Raw genomic sequence first — 23236 nt, forward strand, 5'->3', positions numbered from 1 at the left:
TGGGTGCGCGACGTGCAGATCACCATCGCCGAGGAACTCGGCGTGGAAAAGCGCGGCGCCTTCTACGACGGTATCGGCGCGCTGCGCGACATGGTGCAGAACCACCTGCTGCAATTGCTGTGCATGGTGGCGATGGAGCCGCCCTCGAGCCTGTCCGAGGACGCCATCCGCGACGAGAAGCTGAAGATCCTCAAGGCGCTCAAGCCGATCGAACTGGGCGAGGTCGCCGAGAAGGTGGTGCGCGGGCAATACTGCCGCGGCGCCGCGGGCGGCGACGCGGTGCCGGGCTATGTGAACGAGGCGGCCATCCCGCCCGACAGCCAGACCGAGACCTTCGTCGCCATCAAGGCCGAGATCGCCAACTGGCGGTGGGCGGGGGTGCCGTTCTACCTGCGCACCGGCAAGCGCATGCAGTCGCGCGTGGCCGAGATCGTGATCCAGTTCCGCGACGTGCCGTATTCCCTGTTCCCACGCCCGCTCGACCACGAGCCTGGCAACCGGCTGGTGATCACGCTGCAGCCCGAGGAAAGCATCCGCCTGCATTTCCTGGTCAAGCAGCCGGGCGACACGCAGGCGCTGCAGCCCGCTTCGCTGGACCTGCAACGCATGCTGCCGCGCGGGCAGGGCGCACGGCATGAGCGCAAGACCGGTGCTTACGAGCGCCTGCTGCTCGATGTCATCCGCGGCCGGCTTGGCTTGTTCGTGCGGCGCGACGAGCAGGCCCAGGCCTGGCGCTGGGTCGCACCGATCCAGCAAGCCTGGGCGCAGAGCAACCTTGCGCCCAAGCTTTACACCGCGGGCACCTGGGGGCCGGCCGCATCGAGCGCGCTGCCTTCGCGCGATGGTGCGGTCTGGCATGAAGAGCTGTGAGGCAAGTCTGATGCATTGCGGCGCGCCGGCGGTTGTTGGCGTGGCGGCGAGTACAGGAGTTGATTCGATGTCCCCGAAGTCCACCACGTCCCCGATGTCCCCCATGCTCCAAGGGTCCCGTTCCCTGCCGACGTGGCAGCGCCTGGAAGCGCATGTGCAAGCCATTCGCCATGCCCACCTGCGCGACTGGTTCGACGGCCCGCAGGGTGAAGTCCGCGGCGCAGGCTTCGTGGCCGAGGCGGCCGGCCTGACGCTGGACTACGCCAAGAACCGCGTCACCGATACCACCATGGCGCTGTTGTTCGCGCTGGCCGACGAGGCTGGCGTGACCGCACGGCGCGACGCCATGTACCGCGGAGAAGCGGTCAACACCACTGAGCGCCGCGCCGCGCTGCATATGGCGTTGCGTGCGTGGCCGGAGGACGGCTTTCACGCGCAGGGCGTGGCGGTGGCCGGCGACGTGGCCGCGGTGCTGGCACAGATGGAGCGCTTTTCCGGCGCAGTGCGCGGCGGCGCGTGGCGCGGCTGGGATGGCCGCCGGATCACCGACGTGATCAACATCGGCATCGGCGGCTCGGACCTCGGGCCGCGCATGGTCTGCCGCGCGCTCGCGCACCTGGATACCGGCGGGCCGCGCATGCATTTCGTCGCCAATGTAGACGGCAGCGATCTCGCGACCGTGCTGGCGCGGCTGGATCCTGCCAGCACGCTCGTGGTGGTCTGCTCCAAGACCTTCACCACGCTGGAGACCATGGCCAACGCGCAAACCGCACGCACTTGGTTCCTGCGCCACGGCGTGCCGCCGGCGCAGTTGGCCAGCCACTTCGTCGCGGTTTCCACTAACCGGCAGGCGGTGGCGGAGTTCGGCATCGACCCCGTCAACATGTTCCCGTTCTGGGACTGGGTGGGTGGGCGTTTCTCGCTGTGGTCGGCGGTGGGACTGTCGATCGCGCTGGCTGTCGGCTTCGCGCGTTTTCGCCAGCTGCTTGACGGTGCCCGCGCCATGGACCGGCATTTCGCCGAGGCCGACGCGCCGCGGAACATGCCGATGATCCTCGGTCTGCTCGACGTCTGGTATCGCAGCTTCCTGAGCACAGGCAGCCGCTGCGTGGCACCGTACTGCGAGCCGCTGGAACTGTTGCCGGCCTTTCTGCAGCAGCTCGAGATGGAGAGCAACGGCAAGTCCGTGCAGCTCGACGGCGCCGCGGCCGCGCACGGCACCGCGCCTGTGGTGTGGGGTACCACCGGCACCAACGGCCAGCATGCCTACTTCCAGATGGTGCACCAGGGCTCGCACTGGATGCCGGTGGATTTCATTGCCGCGCTGGAGCCCGTGCACCCGATGCCCGGCCACCACGCCAAGCTGCTCGCCAACTGCTTTGCCCAGGGCGAGGCCTTGCTGCGTGGCCGCACCGCCGGGGAGGTCAGGGCGCTTGGCGTGCAGGACGAGGCGCTGGTTCCGCACATGGTGTTCGAAGGCAACCGCCCCAGCAACACGCTGCTGCTGCAGCGGCTCGATTCCTATCACCTGGGCGCGCTGATCGCGCTCTCGGAGCACCGCACCTTTGTGCAGGGCGTGCTGTGGAACATCAACTCCTTCGACCAGTGGGGCGTAGAGCTCGGCAAGCAACTGGCCGCGCCGATCGCCAGCGAGCTTGATGGCGGGCCGCCGCGGTCGCACGACGCCTCCACCGCCGGATTGATTCGGCGTGCGCTGGCTGCGGCGTCGGCCTGGTAAGGTTGCAGCGCGGCTGCGTGCCCTTACAACCGGGATGCAATGACAACGACTTGCGTGCCCGCCGAGGGCAATGAAAATCAATGGCCGGGCTTCCGGTTCGACGAACAGGTAGACCTCAGCCGCAGGATAGACGCCCGGCGATCATACTGGCAGTCGAAACTCCTTGTTGTTTTCCTTGCGGGCAGGATGTTCCGCCCGTTCTGACTCTCCTGCCTAGACGTATCTCAATCGCCAGACCTTGATACTCTCCCCGGCGGTCCTCACCGGGAACGCAAGCCATCAGAGCGCCCAGTACCGAGGTATTGCTGAACAACACACTGGCCTGGTGGTGCCGCTGGACAAGCTGGTGGTGCCCGTGGAACTAGACGGCCGCATCGGTGCCTACTGGCGTAGCCGTTCGGAAAAGTGTGTTCTTTCCGGTTCAGGCTGCGATGAGAGCATCTTACGGCGCTTGCTTAAGCCGTAATTGCTGATCAATTGGGGCGGCAATGCACATTTACGCACCTATAACGATTTTTACGCATTTTTTTCTCCGCTTTCGCTGGGTTTTTCGGAAATATGCGAACTTTAGGGAGCGCTTCAAGGGCGCGGAGATAAATAGTCGAAGGCTCCAAATGGTGTGTTCTTCCAGCCGGCCTGCCGACTCCCACCAACCCGCAGGAGGCACCTTGTCAAAATGCAAACAAGTACCCATGAACTCCGGTACCGCCCACAACTTGGGCGTGGCGTGCGCTCGTATGGCTGTCCAAAACGCGGAAGATGGCGCCTTGGATCTTGCTCTCGCGTGGATTGAGTACCGCATGGAAGTTGGCTATCCGCAGTACGTCCCGGATTTCGAACGTGGGGTTTCCCACGAGCGACGGGCGCAAGCCAATGCAGCCGACGAGCACCACACGGGCTTGCCAATCAGCGCGCCGCTCATGCCCGACGTGTCCCACACGGTCCGGCTGAGAAAATAACAACCGGCTCCCCTACCAGCCGCACAGTGCGGCGAGAGAAGCCGTGTCCGAAAATCGCGAGAGTCCTGGATGCCGAGATGCCGGCCTGATTGCAGCGGGCCGTCAACGCGGGGGGGGCGGAGCATTTCAGGGTGGGTTGAAGCCGCCCCAGGGACTTGATGCGAGGCGACCGGCTCAGCGCCTGCCTCAGCATGAAGCCTTTGATGTGTTCAAGCATTGGTTGCTGACGGAATTGGAGATGGTCCGATAAGCGCGTTGCTAACGTAGGTGGACGGGTGCCACCCCATTCGCCGCCTCAGCCAGCCAGTGCCGGCCGACTCCGCCGCCCGCATCGCGGTCTCGCCCTTCTTCAGATTCGAGGTGTCGATGCCAATACCGAGGGCGGTGATATCCAGGGTTATTTCTGAGTCGGTAGCTCGGGGCTGCACATTGGCTGCCCCAGAAAACAAGAAACCACCCATGTGGGTGGTTGGAGACTGGCGGGTACTGGGATTTCCTAAGGCGTGCGCCTCAGGCTGATGCGCTCTACGCGCTGTCCGTCGCCGGACACACTGCAGTATGCAATGACGCTTGTGGAAGAACCATGCGCGCTCTTTGCCGTGAATCTGAACTGCATCTCTATCGTGCCGTCCGTTGCGCGTCGCAAAGTTTGCGGCGCTTCCTCTATCTCGAAATCGACCGCGTAAGGCGTCGGCGACATCCGGTCGATGGCCTCATAACACCCATATCTCACAGCATCTTCGATGTCGAGATTACCCGGCTCGTACCAGACGCCACGAAAGAAGGCCATCACCAGCACGACGCCAAGTGCTATCTATACCAGCGGCCGAGCCATCCTGGCCCACCGACGATCACTTTTGTCCGCCATATCCCACGCCCCGTTCACTTCGCGCGATTCTAGCGGATGAAAAGCGTAGGTGTCTGTGAGCCGCGCCGCTGTTGTGCCCCGCGCAACGGAGGTAACAATAATCCCCCCATTTCGGGTGATGGCGACCGGTAGGCCGCGATGGGAAGATAGGCGGTACAAGCGGGGACCTCCTGCGATGTGAGACCAAATCGCGCACGTTGGTCGTTCGCGAAGCGATTTCTGTAGCCGCGGTCAGTCAACAATCGGCAAATCGATATGAGAAACAGAGCAGCGTTCTCCGGTCAAGAACTAGATGACTATTTCGCATCGTATGTAGGAATGGAAGGGGGCAACCCAGCAGGGTCCGTGTGGTTCTGCGATAGAAGTCCGCATCCGTGGAACGAGTCTTTTCAGGCCCCACTGGTGCCGCGAACGGAGCCGCTAGCGTGGGACGCGAATTTCCGCAAGGTCCATTCTGGCATTATGGGGAAATGGCAGAGCCATCAACGTATCGCACGCATAATGGCGGCCGCTCGTGCAGAGGTGCTAGGGCTTCGGCTGGGAGACAGCGACTCGAAACAGTACTACGGGCATCAGCTCTATGCTCCCGACGGCGCGGAGTTCAAACTGAACCTGTTTCCCCTGCCGGCGCAACTCGATGGCGTCACGCCATGGTCCAAGGCATTCCGCGGACAGTCTTCCCTAGTGCCGATCGCTCGCTATCTGGATCTGTGCCGACAAGGTGGCCGTTTCCGCTTTCTAGCAAAAATCTGCGCATACTGGCGACCGAAAGTCGTGGTTTGTCTAGGTCAGCGACATACTGAGGACTATGTCCGCGCGTTCGCGCTAGATGGAGTCGTGGCGGAAGATCAACAACTGCAGCCGGCAGACTTAGTCAAGTCTCTGCGCGTGCTCGTGCGCGACGGCACCACCTGGATCATTTGTCCGGCTCTGGCGGGACCGTCTGCTTTGAACTCAGATGTCTTGCTAGACGCGTTTGGGAGGATGTTGGCTACGAGGCTTGAACTAGCCGACTTCAGCAGACAGGGCGCTATCGGCAGTTCTTCAGGATGCTGCGAAGTTGAGGGCAGACGTCAATCCAGCAATCTTGCTTCGATCATGCGCTAAGCGGTGCCTGGGCGGTATGCTCGCCCAACTCTCTGCTTGGGCGAGCATACGGCGCATGCCGGTCACTGTTATCGCGGCCACGCTTGGCCTCGTGATGCAGGCGAGCGATTTTTTCCGCAGACCCGTCAAAGAATCCATGATCGCAGTGCAAATCTGCGGCTTCCTCCATGGACTACATTGATGGGAAATTGGCAGCGCTCCCCGAGCTGTCGCGTACAGTCCTTCGATGGGGAACTACGCGTCGGTTCTCGACTTGCCCAGCCGTTGGTACCTTGCGTGTCCGAGTGTCGGGCTCTACCGTCTTTTCCGCTTCCCGCTCGACTCGCCAAGACTCTCGCTCCGAGGATGCGCACACTGGATCGTGATTGCTTGCCAACTTTGGCCGACAAATCTTGAATAGAGCCAGCTCAAAAGCTGCCAGACACCAGGCCCCACAGTACGTAGGCCAGGCCAAGTATCAGCAGGCAAGCCGCCACGCCAGGTGGTACCGCGTTCTGCGGTGCGGCGAGCCGGAATGGAAGTGACCGATAGATTGCTTGGGGGTAATGCACTTAGCTCGATAGCGTGGGGGGGCGGTGGGATCGCCGAGGACGAGAAGATCGCAATACCTTATGAGTGGGCGGAGCATTGGCGGGTTCGCCTGATGGCCTTAAGAATCGAGTAGTCCCGGTGTGCGATGCGAGGGTAGTCTTGGCCAGAGGGACTTTTCTCCAGCATGACGAGTTGATGATACGGCAGGGAGTCAGGGACCACAGGATTCTTCCCAGCCGCTCTCGCGATCGAGGTCTACCGTCCCCTTCACACGAGAATTGACGCGTACACGAGAATTGACGCGTTCAACCGCATTGAGAGCGCAAGCTGGTTACCAGCTCGCCTCGTTCATGGCGAAAGCAATCGAAAGTCAACTTCGTGGCGAGGCCCTACCTGTATTCAGCTACCGTAGCTTCCCCGTAGTCATTAATGGGGCCAACAGCAATTGCACGACTAATGCTGAACGGCCGCTTGGCCCAGACTGGAGGCATCCCCGGTACAGGAGCTGACTATGGATCGCTGCCCCATCGCCCATGCTTCCCCTCAAGACGAAGCCGCTGCCCGTCCGGCCGCGCCCCTGCGCATCGCAGATCTGCCCGGACCGCGCGGCTGGCCCTTGGTTGGCAATGTGCTTCAGATGGAGGCGAATGCCATGCACCGCACGCTGGAGGCGTGGCAGGGCCGGTATGGCGACCGCTACCGGTTTCGCATCGGCAGCCGCACGTTCGTTGTGATCAGCGATCCCGACGCCATTCGGGCTGTGCTGCGCGACCGCCCCACAGGTTTTCAGCGCTCGAAGCGGCTCGTCGATGTGTTCAGTGAAATGGGACCCGGCGGTCTGTTCGCCAGCAACGGGGAGGCGTGGAGTGCGCAGCGATCGCTGGTGATGCGGGCGTTCGATCCCGCGCACCTGCGAGGCTACTTTCCGACAATGGTGCAGGTGAGCCGCCGGCTGTTCGCGCGCTGGCAGCGGGCCGCCGCACGGCGCGAGGAGATCGATCTGCTGGCTGATTTGACGCGGTATACGGTGGACATCGTCGCCGGTCTGGCACTGGGAACCGATATCAACACCATTGAAGGGCGCGGCCCGACGGTTCAGGCACACCTGGATGCGATGTTCCCGACCGCCCAGCGACGCCTCTTCGCGCTCTTTCCCTACTGGCACTACCTGAGGCTTCCGTCCGACTGCACCTTCGATCGCCACGCGCGCGAGCTTGACCGGATCGTGACGGGCTTGATCGCCGAGGCACGGCAACGGCTGGCGAACGAGCCAGAACGGCGCGAGCACCCGGCGAACCTGATCGAATCCCTGATCTGCGCGCGTGACCGCGAAGGAAGCCGGTTCTGTGATCGCGACGTGGTAGGCAACGTCCTCACCATCTTGCTGGCCGGTGAGGACACCACTGCCCATTCCCTCGCATGGATGGTGCGCTTGCTCGCGCGCGAGCCAGGTGCGTGGCAGCAGGCTCGCGAGGAGGTGAAACGGGTGGTCGGCAATGTGCCACTCCCGAGCTCTTACGCGCAAATGGATCAACTGGAGTACCTGGAGGCCTGCGCGCACGAGACGATGCGGCTGAAGCCAGTCGCACCGGTGCAGGGGCATCAGGCCGTGCAGCCTACCGTGGTGGACGGGATCGCGATTCCCGCGGGCACCGTTGTGATGTGCCTGGTCAGACCAGCTGCGGTCGACGAGCACCGCTGGCCCGATGCAGGGCGGTTCGTGCCGGAGCGCTGGATGCAAGATGCGGCGCATGAAGGGGCGGAAGCGTCGATCCGCCGCGTGAGCATGCCATTTGGCGCCGGCCCCCGCATCTGTCCGGGGCGCCAACTGGCTCTGCTTGAGATCCGCATGGCCGCGGCGATACTGCTGCAGAACTTCCACGTCGAAGAGCTCAATCCTCTACAGGATCGCGATGACGAGCATTTTGCATTCACGATGCGCCCGCGCTCGCTGCGCGTGCGGCTTTCGTCACTGAACTGACACCAGGGCGCGTGCATTCTGAATCGTTCGGCTTCCTGGTTTGCAGAACCTCCGTGCTGGACATCTTGGTCGGTATTACCCCGCTATTTGCGGCGTGCTATCTGCCATGTATTGGGTCCCGGATAAGAACTTTTGCAGCAGTCGGGATGGCACTTGCCTTGCCATGGCCACGCATGGCGCCGGCCGACGCACGATGAACATGGTCACGCTGCATATTGGCGACCACCTCGACGCCCCGTCGATCGACTTCCGGCACTGGCTGCAACTCATCCTGGTCGGTAATATGTCGCTATTTGCGGCGTGTTACCTGCCATGCATTGGGTCCCGGACATCAGCTTTTGCAGCAGTCGCGATGGCACGCGCCTTGCCATGGCCACGTATGGCGCCGGCCCGCGCACGGTGGTCATGGCCACGCTGCATATTGGCGACCATCTCGACGCCCCGTCGATCGGTTCCCGGCACTGGCTGCAATTGCTCGCACCGCATGTGCGGGTCATCCGGTATGAGGCACGGGGCTGTGGATTGTCTGCGGGCGACTCGGTCGGGCCGCTGAGCCTGGAGAACTGTGCCGAGGATATCGAGGCCGTCGTGAACGCGGCGTCCGCCGGTCCTGTCATGCTGCTGGCGCTCACGCATGGGGCGCTGCCTGTCATCGCGTTTGCGGCCCTGCATCCGGAGCGCGTCGATCGCATCGTGGTGCTGGACGGCTACGCACGCGGACGGATGCGACGCAACGCTGGGCCGGAGTTGGATCGTGAATCCCAGGCCATTGCCGAAACGATGCACGTCGCCTACGGTACCGATCTCACGTACAGCGCGTCGTTCCGGCGCGCGCTGCTCTCACGCCTCTTTCCGCAAGCCAACGACGAGCAACTGACCGAACTCGATCGGGCATCGATCACGCGGATGACCTCGTCGATAGCAGCTCAGTACACCCGGCTTTCGTTCGACGCCGATGTGTCGGCCATGGCGCGCCGCGTTGCCTGTCCGACACTCATCCTGCACGCGAGGGATGACCCCGTGGTGCCGTTCGCCGAGGGCAATCACCTGGCGACGCTGATTTGCGGGGCACGCTTCCTGCCACTGGAGGGCTGTCTGCATCTGCCACTCGCAGGCGATGCCCAGTGGCCACGCATCTCGAGCGCCATCCAGTCGTTTCTGGGGATTTCCTCACATCGTGCTGCGATGCAGACCATGGCTGACAACGCGAGTTCGTCGGTGCCACGACTGACGCCCCGGCAGCGGGAAGTGTTGCAACTGGTGGGACGGGGCTACACGGATAAGGAAATCGCGCGATCAATGGGGTTGAGTCACCGTACCGTCGAAATGCATGTCCGCCATTCCCTGAAAGCGCTCAGCTGCCGGTCGCGGGCCGAGGGTGTGCGCGTCGCGCTTCAACACGGGCTGCTCGGGGATGAGTCTGCGGCGTCGTGACAGGCGCGCTGGCACGGAGGACCACATGCCTGCGATAGCCGTGATGGACCCGGTTTTCCGCTTCATTGCCCCGAGTTTCTGAGGTCAAGCGAGTAGCGGCTAGGCGGGAGTGTGCTGCCAGTTCCGTGTTTAGCCGCAGAGCCGGTTTCGCGATCGCGCGGCATCGAGGTTTTTGCGCAGACGCGCGAAGCTGGAATGGCAGCTCCACGAGGGCGTGGATGGCCTGATGCGGCCGGAGGCCCCGCTCGTGCTCTACCTGCGCGACTGCCGCCGAGTCTTGATGACAGCACACTACCTCGGCACCAAAGTTGACCTCCTGTTCGTCGACTTGTCCAAGGGAGAGCAGAACTCCCTGGACACCACCACGCGTCATCTGACCACGGAGGCCGCGCGTCGCATGGAAGCGATGCAGGCGGCGTGGGATGCCGGCAAGGGCGACTGATCGCCCGCCCCAAATCGTTGTACATTCTCGTTTCCCAAGACCTGATACCTTTCTATCGTCCCAGGTCTCTTGAGATCGAGCGCACCGCGGCCGTGGTGTGGATCCGTGTACAGATGGCCAGGCACGGCCTGACCTTGACCGACTTGCAGGCAGCCGGTTGCTTTGCCGTCGCCGCATCGCTGCCAGCGCCCAAGCCGACGCGCATGCACGAGAAGCGATTTCCCTTCGCACATGCGATCTACGCGCTGCGAATGAAAGTGAGGATCGAGTAACGACGCCCATCAATTCGACGCATGACTCTTACGCCTTGTATCTTGCTGGACGTCTTGGGGCCGTGACGCGATTCACTGCAAATCCAGAGCTTGCCCTTCCGCTGCGGCATCAACTGCCTTCAGCAAGCCATCCCGCCCGCTGTGGATATCCATCCATTGCAGAACGCGACAGGCTGCGTCGGCGTAGATCATCCGGTCTTTGCCTGCACCAGGGCCCCACTCGGCTGGACTCAACGGAAGCGGACTGTCGCTATTCCTCACGCAACGCTCGGCCGTCGTCGTCCCGGGGTTCAGGTACCGGTTGTCGTCAGAGACAATGACAGCGATGCCCTCGTCGAACCAGGCGGGCATGGCGCCGTTGGCCAACATCCACCAGCCAATCCGCCGATGTAGCTCTACATGCGAGAACTCGTGTGCCAGAATAGTTGGAGTTTGGCCGCGAGGCGAAACTCGGGTGATAGCCGCAAAGGGCGTGGTGGTTGTTGAGGCAAGAGCACCACGGCCTCCCACGCGTCGATCGCATTCGACCGTAGAGCAGGCAATGAGAATCGGCGCAAGATCAAAGCTACCGTAGAACGACCGGACCATCGACTCGGCCGCTGCGACATCATTTGATAGCCGCGCGCGCAACGGGAGAGGCATGGCTGAGTCGACTATCAATCGCGGCGCAGCGTGGTGCATCCCGTAGCACGACGGACAGATGGCGGCAGCGAGTGCGGGATAGCCATAAACGATCAGACCAGAAACGACGACTCCGGTCAGGATGATCGCCAGGACTGCGTGTGTGATCCAGCGGCAGAAGGGGATTTTCAAGATTTCACGTCTGGTTGGATGACCAGTTCGATTGATTATGGGACGAGCATGTGCGAACGGATTCGTATCGTCAACGCTTGCGGCCTTCCCGAATCCGTTCAGCATGGCTCCACTGGAGCGCACAATAGTCTTCAAGAAATCGTTGGAGCAGCGCCACGTCGGTATCGCCGTAGCGTTCGAGCAATTCCAGGCCACCCGCCTGGATCGGCCCCCAGAGCGCGCTCACGGCGCGCTTCGCGGAAAGGGGGTGGCTCGACCAGCACGCCCCGGCGGTCATGCGGGTCGTCGGCACGCCCGACATTTTTTCTGCTGCACTGGGCGGCACAGCTGCGGCCTGGCGCCGGCAACCTCATCGGCTTGTCGCCATGCGCACTCCCAGCCCCACCAGAGCAGCGCCCATCAGTGCATCGACAGGTTTACGAATGCGCGCATAGACAGAGCGCACGACGCCCACAGAGAAGAAAGAGGCCAGCAAACACATCCATGTGCCGGTGATACAGGCCACCACGGCCACCACTGCCGCATACACCCACGACGGCGCTCCCACAGGTAGCAAAGTGACGAACAAGGTCGCGAAGAAGGTTGCGGTCTTGGGATTGGTGATTCCCACCAGGAATCCTCTGCGCCATGCCTGCCCCGCGCCGAGGGGCGGCGCCTGTGCGATGTCTTGGGTCCCTGCTCGTGCACGAAGGGCTCCCGCCAGCATGCGCACGCCAAGGTAGATCAGATAGGCCGCGCCGGCCAGCCGGATACCTTCATAGAGCCAGAAAAACTGCTGTATCAGCAGTCCGAAGCCGAACACCGCCAGGCTTGCCCAAATGGCCACGGCACAGGTGATTCCCAGGCCGACGAACACACCGGAACGGCGCTCACTCAACGAATGAGAGGTCACCGCCACGAAGTGATGGCCACCACGCCAAGTACGTGCACCGGCTGTTCCATCAGGATAGCCGGTTCGAACAGCATGCCCACCGACACAAAGAAGAGCACAGAAAAGGCGTCGCGCAGCGGCAGGGATTCCTGAGCCGCGCGGTGGCTGAACTCGGATTCCCGCATTACCATCCCGGCGAAGAATGCTCCCAGAGCGAATGAGACGCTGAACAGCTGGGCCGCACCGTAGGCAATGCCAATGGCGGCGGTGATTACCGACAGGGTGAACAACTCGCGTGAGCCAGTCCTCGAGATTTGCCACAATAGCCAGGGCAGCACGCGGCGGCCGGCGATGAGCATCAGGGCAATGAAGGCCGACACCTGCAACAGCGTTTGCCCGATAGTTGTCCACAAGGGTTTTGATTCGACTGCTGGCACCTCCACGGTGCCGCCCAGGACGCCGGCCAGCGGCGGCAACAAGACCAGCACCAGCACGGTGGCCAAGTCTTCGACCACCAGCCAGCCGACCGCGATGCGACCGTTCATGCTTTCGAGGACGCCACGTGCTTCCAGGGCCTTGAGCAACACTACAGTACTGGCGCACGACAGGGCCAGGCCGAAAATCAATCCGCTGCCCCAACTCCATCCCCACCACCACGCCACCAGCATGCCCAGCACCGTGGCCAATGCCATCTGCACCACCGCCCCTGGCACAGCGATGCGTTTAACCGCCAAGAGGTCATTGAGGGAGAAGTGCAGGCCGACACCGAACATCAGTAGCATGACACCTATCTCGGAGAGCTGGGAGGCCAGATGCACATCGGCCACGAAACCGGGCGTGCCGGGGCCGATGATGATCCCGGCCACCAGATAGCCGACCAGCGCTGGCACTTTGATTCGCTCGGCAATGAACCCAAGGATCAAGGCGATGCTGAAGCCAGCGGCGAGCGTGGTGATCAGGGGTATGTTGTGTTCCATTCAGAGGCCGCAAAAGTTGGGGGATCAGGTCCTCGCAGCCGCGGCAGCGGCACGTGTGGCCTGCCGCATCGATACAACGACCTCGACCACGCCGTACAAGGATATCGTAGAGGCTGCCACCTGCGACGGCCGCGACGTCATTTTTATGGTGTCGCACGGCTGTCGCGGCCTCGCAGGTCTATTGGTTGGAAGTAAAACGCAAAAGGATCCTCACCCATTGCAAGATTCTGGTCTTCGCCTACCACTAATACACGGATTTGATTACAGTCGTTACGTGTTGCCACCTACGCCAGCATTGCGTTGCGACCCAGCCCGCTGCGGCTGGCCGGCGCAGAGATCGAGCGTCCCTGTCTGGTGGTGCCCTACGGGACCGGTACGGCAGAGTTCTTCCAGATCGTTGTCAGCCGCTACCAATACATCATCGAGCGAGCCATGTTTGACCTCGATCCTTATGCGGAGCCACGATCGCTCGATGATCTGCTGGAGCAGGCGTGCTCGGGAATGACGCTAGATGAGCGCAGCCCGTGTGGCAGCCCTCATATCAGCTCGAGTGGGTAGAGGATCTGGCGGAAACTGCGCCTGGAGGCCGAGGCGGACAAGGCGCGGAAAGCTGATTTGGAGCGAATGGTGATCTGCATCTGCGATGTGCAAACAGGGGAGGAACTGCGCATTCGCTACCTCGATGTGCATCCGGAACAACGGGTGCTGAAGCCACACCTGGCGCGATTCTTCGCCGATTGGGAGTGCTCCAGTGCCGGACAGCATGGCGCCGTGCTCAGCGAGCATTGAGTGTCCGAGGTGTCTGACTACACGAACCCGGAGGATCAGTTGCGCCACCTCACCGTGATTCTGGCCTGGACGTCGACTCGCAAGCTACCCGAGATCAAGCGGAAGCGCCGGGGTACCGTGTTCGACCTCTGGGATGAACTGCTGCGATTCGACGTGAGGGTTGGCCATCCCTTTGCCTGGTACTTCTTTATGCTGCACGGCAAACGAGTTGGCGCGAGTGGGCAGACAAATCCCGGCGGCGGAGGCGGGCATCATCATGCTGCAGGCTAGGCTTCGGGCCTGCGGAAGTTCACCGCTGGGTCAATTAGCAAAAGAAATTGTCTGGGAGGTCGCGTTCGGCGAGGGCCAGTGTGCCGGCGCCGGACGCGACCGCGTCGACGAAGTGTAGGTCGCCGTGCGCCGCACCGCGCGTCGCTACGGCTCCTATCTAGGGAGTGTGTTCAATACATTGCCAGCGATACTGACCTGATGATGCGATTGTGCTTTGACGGTGGTGCCCCTGAATCGACGGTGATGGCCACTGCGGTCAGCATACGACACGTCGCCGTGAGAGCCTTCCTGGAGGGCTTGCCGCAGAATTACGCCGACAGGCTGCTAGTCAAGACGCCGGGGCCATCGTTACGGCACGTAAGATTCTCGATCGAGTTCATCCATGCTTATGCGCGGGCAGCATTTCCGTCGAGGATATTGCCGACGTCGTCGGTGTCATCGGCGTCGACGTGCGTGCACTCCAAGTGGGATTCGCCAACTTCAATAGCACCACGCCAGCACCATATCTGGCTGAATAGCCTGCCGTAGGCCGGGTAATTGAAATATATGCGTTTATCGCGCTTAAAATTCGTTATTAAGATATTCCGGCGATGATTCCGAATATGCGTCGCAGTCGGTCGAGAATTTCTGCGCAGACGACAATGCGACGTGGGTGTCGATCCGGCTTGCCCTTCTGGGCGGTGTCAGCGCGTGTGTCCCCTGCTGTCCGGCTCAGAGACGAGATTCCGTGAGCGCGTCGGAGGGCGACAACCGCTATCCAGAAAATCGTTTACCTTCTTCATGCCCCACTCCCGCGTACGGGTGTGGCTTAATTGACAATCCTTTCAAGCGAGGGTTAGATTCCCTTCACCTGTTTATCTCATGCTTGATCAGAGCAGCGGCCTCAAGCCCATTGCTGCCGTGTATTCGCCTCACGGGAGCCGTGTCGTCCGCTCTTAAGGGGGCTGAATTGCCGTTAGATCGACTTGACCTAATTGACCCGCGCCAGAGTCACTACCGGGTATGACAGAGCCGTGTTATCTTCTATCTCGGAAAATCGGCCACTGATCTATTTTCCTTTATAACGAGAACCAATCGAGAGAGACATCTCATGACACAAGCTGCGAAGCAGGGCAACGCGAACAAACGCGTAGTATTGGTGACAGGCGGCATGGGTGGCCTGGGTGAAACCATTTCGACCAAGATGGCCGATGCCGGCTACCGGGTGGTGGTCACCTACTCCCCAGGCAACACTACCCATGGCGAATGGGTTCAGCAGATGAAGGCGCGCGGCTACGACATCCTCGCTGTGCCTTGTGATGTGGCGGACATCGATTCATGCGCGAAGGCGGTGGTGGCCGTGATGGAGGTCGCCGGGCCGGTCGACGTGCTGGTCAACAACGCCGGCATCACGCGCGACATGACCTTCAAGAAGATGGACAAGGTGAACTGGGACACGGTGCTGCGCACCAACCTGGACAGCCTGTTCAACATGACCAAGCAAGTTGCCGACGGCATGGTGGAGCGCGGCTGGGGCCGCATTGTCAATGTGTCGTCGGTCAACGGCTCGAAGGGCGCATTTGGCCAGACCAACTACTCGGCAGCCAAAGCCGGCGTGCACGGCTTCACCAAGGCGCTGGCGCTCGAAGTTGCCAGGAAAGGCGTCACGGTAAACACCATCTCGCCCGGCTACATCGGCACCAAAATGGTCACCGCCATTCCCGAGGAGATTCTGAATACCAAGATCCTGCCGCAGATCCCGGTAGGCCGGCTGGGCAAGCCAGAGGAAGTGGCGGGCCTGATCATCTACCTGGCCTCCGAGGAAGCCGCCTTCGTGACCGGCGCCAACATCGCTATCAATGGCGGCCAGCACATGCAGTGACGTCTTGCCGCGGTGGCCGGTGCACGGCGGCCACCGCAGGGCAACAGAAGAACTACACGAGGCAGCAACCGGAGACCATATGAAATCCATGCGCATCCTGTTAGCGCGCATGCCGTTCGCTGCCAATATCACTGCGTAACCGGACGAGATCATCGCCTGGGGCAACGATACAAGCGCAAGTGACGGTGTCGACAGAGCTCGCCGATGTGACATGCCGCCTGCGGGAGGTTCTATTCGGTCCCGCCCGCCGATAGCTGGTGCTATCGACATTGTGTGCTGCAGCAAGCAGGCTTTCCGATCTGATAGAAGGCGCTTGAGAAAACGGAGAATATTGCACGTCCAGCACCTCCGCACTTGACATGCCGCACAGGGCGCGCATCTCCGGGCCGCTGAGGGAACGCGAGCCGCAGCATCCAGAATCAGGCGGCTTTTCTTGTTCGGCTTGGTTTCCCACCGGAATTGAATCTGGTCCTTGGCAATCATATGCATGAGCTCGATGCCGCCCAGCAGGGTGCGTATTGCAGAAAGATTCCTTTAATCCCAGCATCGATCGAGTCACGCGCTTGATGGCACGACGGTCGTGCTCGATGGCCGTGTAAAAAAAGCGTCGCGCCGCAGCCTTGTCGCGTTGGGCGCGCAGCAGGAAGTCGATGGTATTGCCTGCCTTATCGATAGCCCGCTACAGGGACTTCCACTGGCTATCGAGAAAAGAGGTACGTCTCGGCGCGTACACGGGCAGGGGCAGCTGTCGGCCTCCCGCGGCCGTCAAGGCGGGCAAAGACGATCGCCAGCTCGGTAGGCGACGGCTGCCGGCGTAGCTCGGCCGCAGCCGGCCGGATGCCTCGCGCCAGCGACGATGCCGGCGTAAGCTGTACACGGGCGCCGCTGCGTAGAATCGGAGGCAGCTCGTCCCATAGCTCCGCGCCCATTGAGGCCAACAGCGGCCAGCGCTCGCGCGCCTGTAGGACCGAATCCTTATGCACGATTTGGCGATAGTCTTGGGGGTTGCCGCCAATGCGCTGGAACAGTTTCGATAGATCGTCGGAGTGCATCAGAGTATTTCCTCAGTTGAGATAGTGATTTAGCGAGATTGTCTGCCCGTCCCGTGCCTTCGCAACCGAAGCAAAACTCGGCACTTCGCGTCCCCCGCAGTTTGTCGGGCAAGCCAAGCTTGCTCGTCAGTTCAATGAAGCTTGTAGCGGATGGTCGGCGCGACATCGATCGCGCCAACTTTCCAGCGATAGGCCTTGCTAAAGAACCCCGGTTCGTCGTGAGCGTTGTGATCTACCACCTCGGCATAGGCCGGCAGGCGGACTTCAAGCGTGCCGTCGACCTTGACGTCGAGTTGCCGCAGCGCATCCAGGTCCTTCTTGCTGATGGGCGCACGCGCGATGGTGAACACGCCGTCCTTGTCCCGTTTGACGGTCATGAAGTTAAAGGCTTCCGATGGTTGGCCAGGCCGAAGATCCTGCTCTACGGACAGCTCGTAGCGCCCTCCGCCGACATAGATCGCCTTGCGGGCACCGGACATATCGGCCATCCGTGAGGCATCCTGCTTTAGCGCCTGCAGGTCGCTGGGGGAGAGTCTGGCAACTTCCTTGAGCCGGATCGCGGCCGGCACCGACATCGCGGTACCTTCGTATCTATACGTATAGGTGCCATCCTGCCGGACTATGACCGACGCCGCGAATTTCTCTGGAACGAGACAGCCGGCAAGAAGCATCACAATCAGACTGGCTGACACGACGGAGAATAATTTGCGCACGGCAAGAATCCAGTTAGAGAAGGGAATAGGTGAGTCGCGAGACACCGGTCGCGTGTCAAGCTATCGCCTATCTCGTGCAGTCGCTCAGTCGCGCACAATAGGGTCGTTCTCTACGTCCAAACGGACCGCACCAATAAGCGCGATGAGAAGTACGGTGGCGTAGCCTGCGGCAGCTGCGATTGGCGTACTGGTCTCCGCTTGAGACAAATTATGAGGAACGACAGGCTGGGAAACTATTGCCCGTGAGAGGGGTTCTTTGCGACTGTGGAGCTATTCGGCTCTGCGTATAGGCCGTGTGCTTTGGCCTTCTGCCGGCGCTGACGATCCTCTCGCTCGGTGATGACGCGCAACGGCGCGCGCTTGAGCGAGGACCCATCGGTTAGGGCGACAGCGAACGGTCTCGGGTCATGGACCTATGGCCACAATGATGTAGCCGGAGGGCAGAGCCTGGACGAGCATCACCGTTTGACGTTCCTCGCCAGAGAGGAACTCAGACAAGGCATACGGGACTCCGCTCGGGGCAAATTATGAGGCGCGACAGGCCGGAAAACTAATGCCCGTGAGAGGGGCTGTTTGCGACTGCGGAGCTAGTCTGCTCTGCATATGGATCGTGTGCTTTGGCCTCCTGCCGGCGCTGACGATCCTCTTGCTCGGCGATGACGCGCAAGGTCGCGCGCTTGAGCAAGGACCCGTCGGTTAGCGCGGCGGCGAACGATCTCAGTTCCTCGAGCGAAATTCGAACCGGCTGGCTATCTGTCTGCATGTCGATCTTGCTCTGGGGCGGATAGATACTATTGTCCGCAGCGCAAGGCATTGCAAGCGACATAACCTTAAAGGTACGCAAATCAATCAAACTCTGCGCAATCTAGATAATTTGATGCCGGCAAGCCGTCGTCAACTTCGTACAAGGGCGCGTTGCGACCCCAGGCGCGCCATCATGCTGATCGGGCTGTGTTCGGGAGAGCGTTCCACCACCGCGTCCAGTACCACGCCATTGACTCCGGTTTCTGTTCGAGAAGACGGAGGGCGGCCCAATTGCACTTGGCCATTTCATGGCGCGCGTGCCGGCATACGCACTTAGGGTGTGTGTACTCATGATCACGGATGATCCTTTCTTCCTGTCATCGTTATTTTTGGGTTGCGGCTTGGGCGCGGTCTGCCGGCGGCGACTCGTTGCGTGCTCGACGAAAAATATTGCTTGGCTGGCAAAATCTCTCTCAAGATGAAAGCATGGTGAAAGCCTTGGTGGACTAGGATGCCGCGACGATAGCAATTACCTGACGATGGAGACAACATGCAAATCACCGGCATGCTTCACGGCGCTCGGCTGCTACAGCTCGTGGGTTTCCCCGCGGCTGAGGTGCTCGGGCCCGACGCCAATGACGACGAGATCAAGGCGCTTATCGAACGCCACAAGCAGGTCTTCATCAAACCGGTGTTCCGCGGTGGTGTCGGCAAAAAAGGTAAGGCTGGCCTGCTCAGCCGGGTAAGCGACCTGGCCTCGGCACTCAAGGAGAAGGAGCGCCTCTACTTCGCCGAACACCACCATGGCAATCAGCAGGCCAAGGCCAATGGCGTGACCTTCGAAGGCGGCGTGCCGTCGGACTACGAGATCTACTTCTCGCTGACCGATTCCACCGAATTTCGTGCCCCAACCATGACACTGACGCACCACGGCGGCATGGATATCGAGGAACTGCACGAAAGCCAGCTTGCGCGCGTGCCCTTCAGCCCTTTGACTGGCCTCAAGGCCTTTGTCGTGGCGAACGCGCTGAGCGGGCTGAACGCACCCAAGGAAATCATCTCGCCGCTAGTGCAGCACTTGCCAAACCTATGGGATCTGTTCCACGACTACGGCATGACCACGCTGGAACTCAATCCGATCCGCATGCGCGCGGACAAGCGCGGCAGACTGACGCCGGTTGCCTGCGACTTCAAGTGCGGCTTTGACCGCGACGATCCGCGCTGGCAGCGCCTGAACCTGCCGCCTCATCTTTTCGCGGTAGATACCTCTCCCTTCGAGCAGGAGATCAACCAGCTCCGCACCTACCAGGGCCAAAGCGACGTATACATAATCAACGAGAAGGGGACGATCCTGGCACCGACCTTCGGTGGTGGCGCGAACTCTCTCGTCACGCAGATGCTGGGTGACGACGCGATCATCTCCTCCGACTTTGGCGGAAACCCGCCGTACGAGAAGATGAAGGCGGTCGCCAGTATTTGCTTCAAGCATTGGCTCAAGCAGAGCAACGTGCTGTTCATCATCGGCGGCAAGTCCAACAACACCGACATCTTCGAAACCTTCCGCGCCATGGCCGACGCGCTGCGCGAGCATTTCGGAAAGTATGGCGCCTCGCCGCTATACGTGGTGGTCGGGCGCGGCGGACCGAACCTGGTACGCGGCATGGCAGTGCTACGCGATACATGCGAATCGCTCGGTCTGCCCTACGTGAGTTTTGGCTTCGACTCGGCAATGAGCGAGGTGGTGGACTATGCTCGTAAGGTAGACGCCTGGATGAAAGCCGGTGGCCGCGCGCAAGTCGCGGCCAGTTTGAATGTGACCGCCTGAAGTCACTGCACAGGAGACAGCCATGCGCGCCAAAGGTGTTGGTGATTTCAAGTATTTCGTCGGTATTCAATCCTTGTCCGAAGTGGCGACACGCGAAGACCGCGTGTGTGTGCTTAACATCATGGGTGGCGAGTCAAGCGACGTGACGCCGGTAGGCCATGCCTACTCAGGGGGCAATGTGGTGTTCGGTACCTCGCCGGGCCGCAAGGGGCAAGTGCTCGACACGCCGGTGGGCCCGATCCCGGTCTACAACAATGTACGGGAAGGCCTGGAGGCGGGCCACCGCTTCAACTGTGGCGTGGTCTATTTGCCGCCCTCGGCAGCCGACGATGGTGTCGTCGAGCTGATACGGGTCAATCCCGACCTGAAGAAGATCTTCATTCCAACCGAGAAGATGTCGGTGCACGACGCCCGCGAAATCCGCGCGCTGGCGCAGCTCAATGGTGTTGATATCTTCGGAGGCAATAGTCTCGGCGTTGCTGATGCCTGGAATCAGGTGCGCATCGGTGGCGCGCTAGGCGGGGACGCCCCGGCCGACACCTTGCGCAGGGGCTCGATTGCGATCCTGTCGAACTCCGGCGGCTTTACTACCACTATTGCGCAGTACCTGCGCATGGCCGGATGGGGCACGACCACGTTGATTTCAAGCGGCAAGGACGTCTACATTCACTACGCTGCCCCCGAATTCGCCTTCGCGCTGGCCAATGACGACCGCAGCAAGGCTGCCGTGCTGTACTGCGAACCCGGCGGTTACTACGAACGCGATGCTGTTTTCACCAAACCGGTGGTGGCCTGCGTGGTTGGCCGCTGGAAGAGCAAGCTGACACGCGCTGTCGGCCATGCCGGCGCCATGGCTGGCGGTGCCGACGACGCTGAATCCAAGGAGCGCTGGTTCATGGAGAAGTTCGGCGTGAGCGCGTTGTTCACGCCACAGAATCCGGTGGTGTCGGCCAAGGGCGCGGTGGTGGTCAATATTGCCCACATCCCGGCCGCGTTGACCGCGGTAATGCGGGCCAACGGCGCGCAACCCGATTTCGGGCCGGAAGGCACGATGGAACTCAAGCCCTGGTTCAGTGCAAGCCGGGGCTTGCAGCTTCCGCCCGAACTCGACCTCGCCGTGGTGGAGGCCCCCGTGCCGTACGGCCAGCAGATCACCGCGCTCAGGCAGCAGATCGGCGCCGTGATGCCGCGCCAGACCATGAAGGACACTTCGGGTGCATCGCAGATGGATGCCAGGACCCAGCTGACCAGTTTGCATGGCGTTTCGATGCTGGATGCAGCGCAGTTCCCGCTGGAGAGCAACGTGAACCTGGCGCTGCTGCGCGAACCCGGCGGCGTCAACGACCAGCGCCTGATCAACGTGGCGCTTGGTGCCGCGTTGAACCTGCATGGTCATCCCGCCCTGGCGGGCGCGCAAGCGGCGCGCGATAATGGTAACGCGCCCAACAGCGTACTGGCCACGGCGGCCAGCATCCTGGGGCCGCGTACCCAGGATCGCGCGCGCGCGCTGACGCGCATGCTGATCGTCGCATTTGCGGCGGCCGGTCTCGACGATGCGATGAACGAGGAGTTCGACATCGGCAAGATCCGGCTCGAAGACCCAGCCTTGTTCGTCACCGACCAGCCAGACGACCGGGCCAGCGCCATGCTGCAAGGACTGAAGGCCCGGGGCGCCAAGTCGGTGTTCGTCAGCTACCTTCAAACGCTGCCCGGCCACGTGACGGAGGATGCGGTGCTGGCGGCTATCACGACCACGTTGGCCTGGGGCCCGCTGATGCGCAAGCGCGTGTCGCGGATCACCGCGGAGAGCCTGCCGTGGTGGATGCGTCTGTTCGGGGCGCTGATCGGTGCCTCGGTGCCGGCGGACCAGCACGAGGCCGGTAGCTTCTGCGGCATTGCAACCAGCGACATCCTGGCGCGGCGGTCCATCAGCGAGGTGGTGTTCGTCGCGCTGCTGGGCCTCGCGCCAAGTGGGGCCGATCTGTATGCATTCCAGGTGTTGGTTGGGCTGCTGCTAAGCAACGGGCCCGGCACGATCTCCGCCCAGGGCGCCAAGGGCGCGGTGTCGGCGGACGGGCCGGAAGACCCGGGCCGCGTCCAGCTCAACAAGGCGCTGGCGGGCTTTCTCACGCACTCGGGTTATGCGCATGGAGGCAACGGCTATGAGGGCATCGCATTTCTGATCGAGCAGTTCAAGGATTCAGAACTGAAGGATCCTGGCGATCCGAACCACGGCATCGACCTGAAAGCGCTGGCGCAGCGCTACGTCAAGCGCTACGCTGACTACAAGGCGAACAAGAAGAACACGGGCAGCCTGGACATCCAGAAGATCCCCGGTGTCAACCACCCGGTGTTCAAGGACAAGCCAGTGAACCACGACCCGCGGGAGGTATTCATCGGCAAGCTCTTCGCGGAGCGCGGCGAGTACAACGTGTTCCACGTGTTCTACAGCACGCTAGTGCAGACGCTCTTCGACGAGGGGGTGTCGCGCACGGTCTACTGCGTGAATATCGACGCCGTGATAGCCGCGCTGCTGCTCAAGATGCTGTGGCGACCCTACCAAAGCGGAAAGTACTCGGGGAGCGCGCTGGAGACGGCCGCGTTCACGATCTTTCTGTACCCCCGCATGCTCGGCTGTGCTGCGGAGATCGACGACCACCTGAACAGGGGCCGCAATATGGACACGCGTACGCCGGCTTCCAGGTGTGAGTTCGTGGCTTGAGTGGTGAAGAGGCGCGATGGCGAGCCCCGCTTACCCGTTCGATGGTGATCGCCTCCGTGGTACCGTTGCTGCGGTACACGGCGATGTGCGGGGATCGCTTAGATTCACGGTCGCCGGCAGTTTCGATCCGTATCTTGCGGAGGCTCACTGCGGCCCTGGACGATGTAGCTGCTACCTGGCCGTCAAATCCATCAGCATCAAATCGACAGACTCTAGACAGGTTATAGACAGGTTATAGACAGGTTATAGACAGGTTCGACGCTTAGAATCCCGCTACGCTGGCCGCCATATCGGCCTGCCATCACAAGTAGCCCGGCACGCAAGATGTGCTTCCGACAGGAGGCACAGCCCGTATTCCACGCGGCGCTCTTACCAGGTCCGCTTTGCAGGTCCGCAA

General features: G+C 61.7%; 19 protein-coding genes and 2 pseudogenes. 13 read left to right on the forward strand and 8 right to left on the reverse strand.

The window, feature by feature from the left end:
• From AC3FOF_RS39730 to AC3FOF_RS39740, 3 genes are all read left to right on the forward strand, one after another.
• Nucleotides 1–870 (forward strand): glucose-6-phosphate dehydrogenase (NADP(+)) (locus AC3FOF_RS39730; protein WP_488729720.1); only part of this gene is annotated, 870 nt, incomplete at its 5' end.
• Between the two features lie 67 nt (nucleotides 871–937).
• The gene (pgi, locus tag AC3FOF_RS39735) at nucleotides 938–2608 is read left to right on the forward strand and encodes a glucose-6-phosphate isomerase (RefSeq protein WP_488729721.1); all 1671 of its coding nucleotides are present in this window, start codon (nucleotides 938–940) and stop codon (nucleotides 2606–2608) included.
• A gap of 692 nt (nucleotides 2609–3300) precedes the next feature.
• Complete coding sequence (locus tag AC3FOF_RS39740) at nucleotides 3301–3567, forward strand: hypothetical protein (RefSeq protein WP_488729722.1); 267 nt, start codon at nucleotides 3301–3303, stop codon at nucleotides 3565–3567.
• Between the two features lie 496 nt (nucleotides 3568–4063).
• Here the strand turns inward: AC3FOF_RS39740 and AC3FOF_RS39745 are convergent, their stop codons facing one another.
• Nucleotides 4064–4366, reverse strand: coding sequence for a hypothetical protein (locus tag AC3FOF_RS39745; protein WP_488729723.1), 303 nt, complete (start codon nucleotides 4364–4366; stop codon nucleotides 4064–4066).
• 324 nt (nucleotides 4367–4690) lie between these two features.
• Here AC3FOF_RS39745 and AC3FOF_RS39750 point away from each other — a divergent pair, with 324 nt between their 5' ends.
• The 5 genes from AC3FOF_RS39750 (at nucleotide 4691) to AC3FOF_RS39770 (ending at nucleotide 10202) form a co-directional block, all read left to right on the forward strand.
• On the forward strand, nucleotides 4691–5542 hold the full coding sequence (locus AC3FOF_RS39750) for a transcriptional regulator (protein ID WP_488729724.1): 852 nt from the start codon (nucleotides 4691–4693) through the stop codon (nucleotides 5540–5542).
• A gap of 1042 nt (nucleotides 5543–6584) precedes the next feature.
• Entirely contained in the window at nucleotides 6585–8054 is a 1470-nt protein-coding gene (locus tag AC3FOF_RS39755; protein ID WP_488729725.1) for a cytochrome P450, read from the forward strand.
• Nucleotides 8055–8366: 312 nt separating this feature from the next.
• On the forward strand, nucleotides 8367–9488 hold the full coding sequence (locus tag AC3FOF_RS39760; RefSeq protein ID WP_488729726.1) for an alpha/beta fold hydrolase: 1122 nt from the start codon (nucleotides 8367–8369) through the stop codon (nucleotides 9486–9488).
• A gap of 280 nt (nucleotides 9489–9768) precedes the next feature.
• Entirely contained in the window at nucleotides 9769–9930 is a 162-nt protein-coding gene (locus tag AC3FOF_RS39765) for a hypothetical protein (protein ID WP_488729727.1), read from the forward strand.
• A 17-nt stretch (nucleotides 9931–9947) separates the two neighbouring features.
• Nucleotides 9948–10202: a hypothetical protein gene (locus AC3FOF_RS39770; RefSeq protein ID WP_488729728.1), complete on the forward strand. Its 255-nt coding sequence runs from the start codon at nucleotides 9948–9950 to the stop codon at nucleotides 10200–10202.
• 72 nt (nucleotides 10203–10274) lie between these two features.
• Here AC3FOF_RS39770 and AC3FOF_RS39775 read toward each other — a convergent pair whose 3' ends face one another.
• The 4 genes and pseudogenes from AC3FOF_RS39775 to AC3FOF_RS39790 all read right to left on the reverse strand — a co-directional run.
• Nucleotides 10275–11015: a hypothetical protein gene (locus tag AC3FOF_RS39775; RefSeq protein WP_488729729.1), complete on the reverse strand. Its 741-nt coding sequence runs from the start codon at nucleotides 11013–11015 to the stop codon at nucleotides 10275–10277.
• Nucleotides 11016–11085: 70 nt separating this feature from the next.
• Entirely contained in the window at nucleotides 11086–11316 is a 231-nt protein-coding gene (locus AC3FOF_RS39780; RefSeq protein ID WP_488729730.1) for a hypothetical protein, read from the reverse strand.
• A gap of 48 nt (nucleotides 11317–11364) precedes the next feature.
• Complete coding sequence (locus AC3FOF_RS39785; protein ID WP_488729731.1) at nucleotides 11365–11913, reverse strand: LysE family transporter; 549 nt, start codon at nucleotides 11911–11913, stop codon at nucleotides 11365–11367.
• Between the two features lie 5 nt (nucleotides 11914–11918).
• Nucleotides 11919–12863, reverse strand: a pseudogene (locus tag AC3FOF_RS39790) (cation:proton antiporter domain-containing protein); the annotation flags it as partial.
• Nucleotides 12864–13487: 624 nt separating this feature from the next.
• Here AC3FOF_RS39790 and AC3FOF_RS39795 point away from each other — a divergent pair.
• The 3 genes from AC3FOF_RS39795 to phbB all read left to right on the forward strand — a co-directional run bounded on the left by AC3FOF_RS39795 (nucleotide 13488) and on the right by phbB (nucleotide 15783).
• Nucleotides 13488–13652: a hypothetical protein gene (locus AC3FOF_RS39795; protein ID WP_276269353.1), complete on the forward strand. Its 165-nt coding sequence runs from the start codon at nucleotides 13488–13490 to the stop codon at nucleotides 13650–13652.
• A gap of 9 nt (nucleotides 13653–13661) precedes the next feature.
• On the forward strand, nucleotides 13662–13922 hold the full coding sequence (locus AC3FOF_RS39800; RefSeq protein ID WP_488729732.1) for a hypothetical protein: 261 nt from the start codon (nucleotides 13662–13664) through the stop codon (nucleotides 13920–13922).
• Between the two features lie 1090 nt (nucleotides 13923–15012).
• Nucleotides 15013–15783 (forward strand): acetoacetyl-CoA reductase, encoded by a 771-nt coding sequence (phbB, locus tag AC3FOF_RS39805; RefSeq protein WP_488729733.1) that lies wholly within the window; start codon nucleotides 15013–15015, stop codon nucleotides 15781–15783.
• Nucleotides 15784–16242: 459 nt separating this feature from the next.
• On the opposite strand, the pseudogene AC3FOF_RS39810 reads toward phbB, so the two are convergent.
• The 3 genes and pseudogenes from AC3FOF_RS39810 to AC3FOF_RS39820 form a co-directional block, all read right to left on the reverse strand.
• Nucleotides 16243–16462, reverse strand: a pseudogene (locus AC3FOF_RS39810) (DDE-type integrase/transposase/recombinase); the annotation flags it as partial.
• Between the two features lie 19 nt (nucleotides 16463–16481).
• The gene (gene bcsP, locus AC3FOF_RS39815) at nucleotides 16482–16835 is read right to left on the reverse strand and encodes a cellulose biosynthesis protein BcsP (RefSeq protein WP_488729734.1); all 354 of its coding nucleotides are present in this window, start codon (nucleotides 16833–16835) and stop codon (nucleotides 16482–16484) included.
• 131 nt (nucleotides 16836–16966) lie between these two features.
• Nucleotides 16967–17548 (reverse strand): hypothetical protein, encoded by a 582-nt coding sequence (locus tag AC3FOF_RS39820; RefSeq protein ID WP_488729735.1) that lies wholly within the window; start codon nucleotides 17546–17548, stop codon nucleotides 16967–16969.
• A gap of 1294 nt (nucleotides 17549–18842) precedes the next feature.
• Between AC3FOF_RS39820 and AC3FOF_RS39825 the strand changes: the two genes are divergently transcribed.
• Together AC3FOF_RS39825 and AC3FOF_RS39830 are read left to right on the forward strand one after the other, a co-directional pair.
• Nucleotides 18843–20117, forward strand: a complete 1275-nt coding sequence (locus AC3FOF_RS39825) for an ATP citrate lyase citrate-binding domain-containing protein (RefSeq protein WP_276269355.1) — start codon at nucleotides 18843–18845, stop codon at nucleotides 20115–20117.
• Nucleotides 20118–20139: 22 nt separating this feature from the next.
• Nucleotides 20140–22839 carry a CoA-binding protein gene (locus tag AC3FOF_RS39830; RefSeq protein ID WP_488729736.1) on the forward strand — a complete coding sequence of 900 codons (2700 nt, stop codon included), beginning with the start codon at nucleotides 20140–20142 and terminating at the stop codon, nucleotides 22837–22839.
• The last annotated feature ends 397 nt before the right edge of the window (nucleotides 22840–23236 follow it).

Source organism: Cupriavidus sp. 96C5-1 (genome assembly GCF_057798855.1).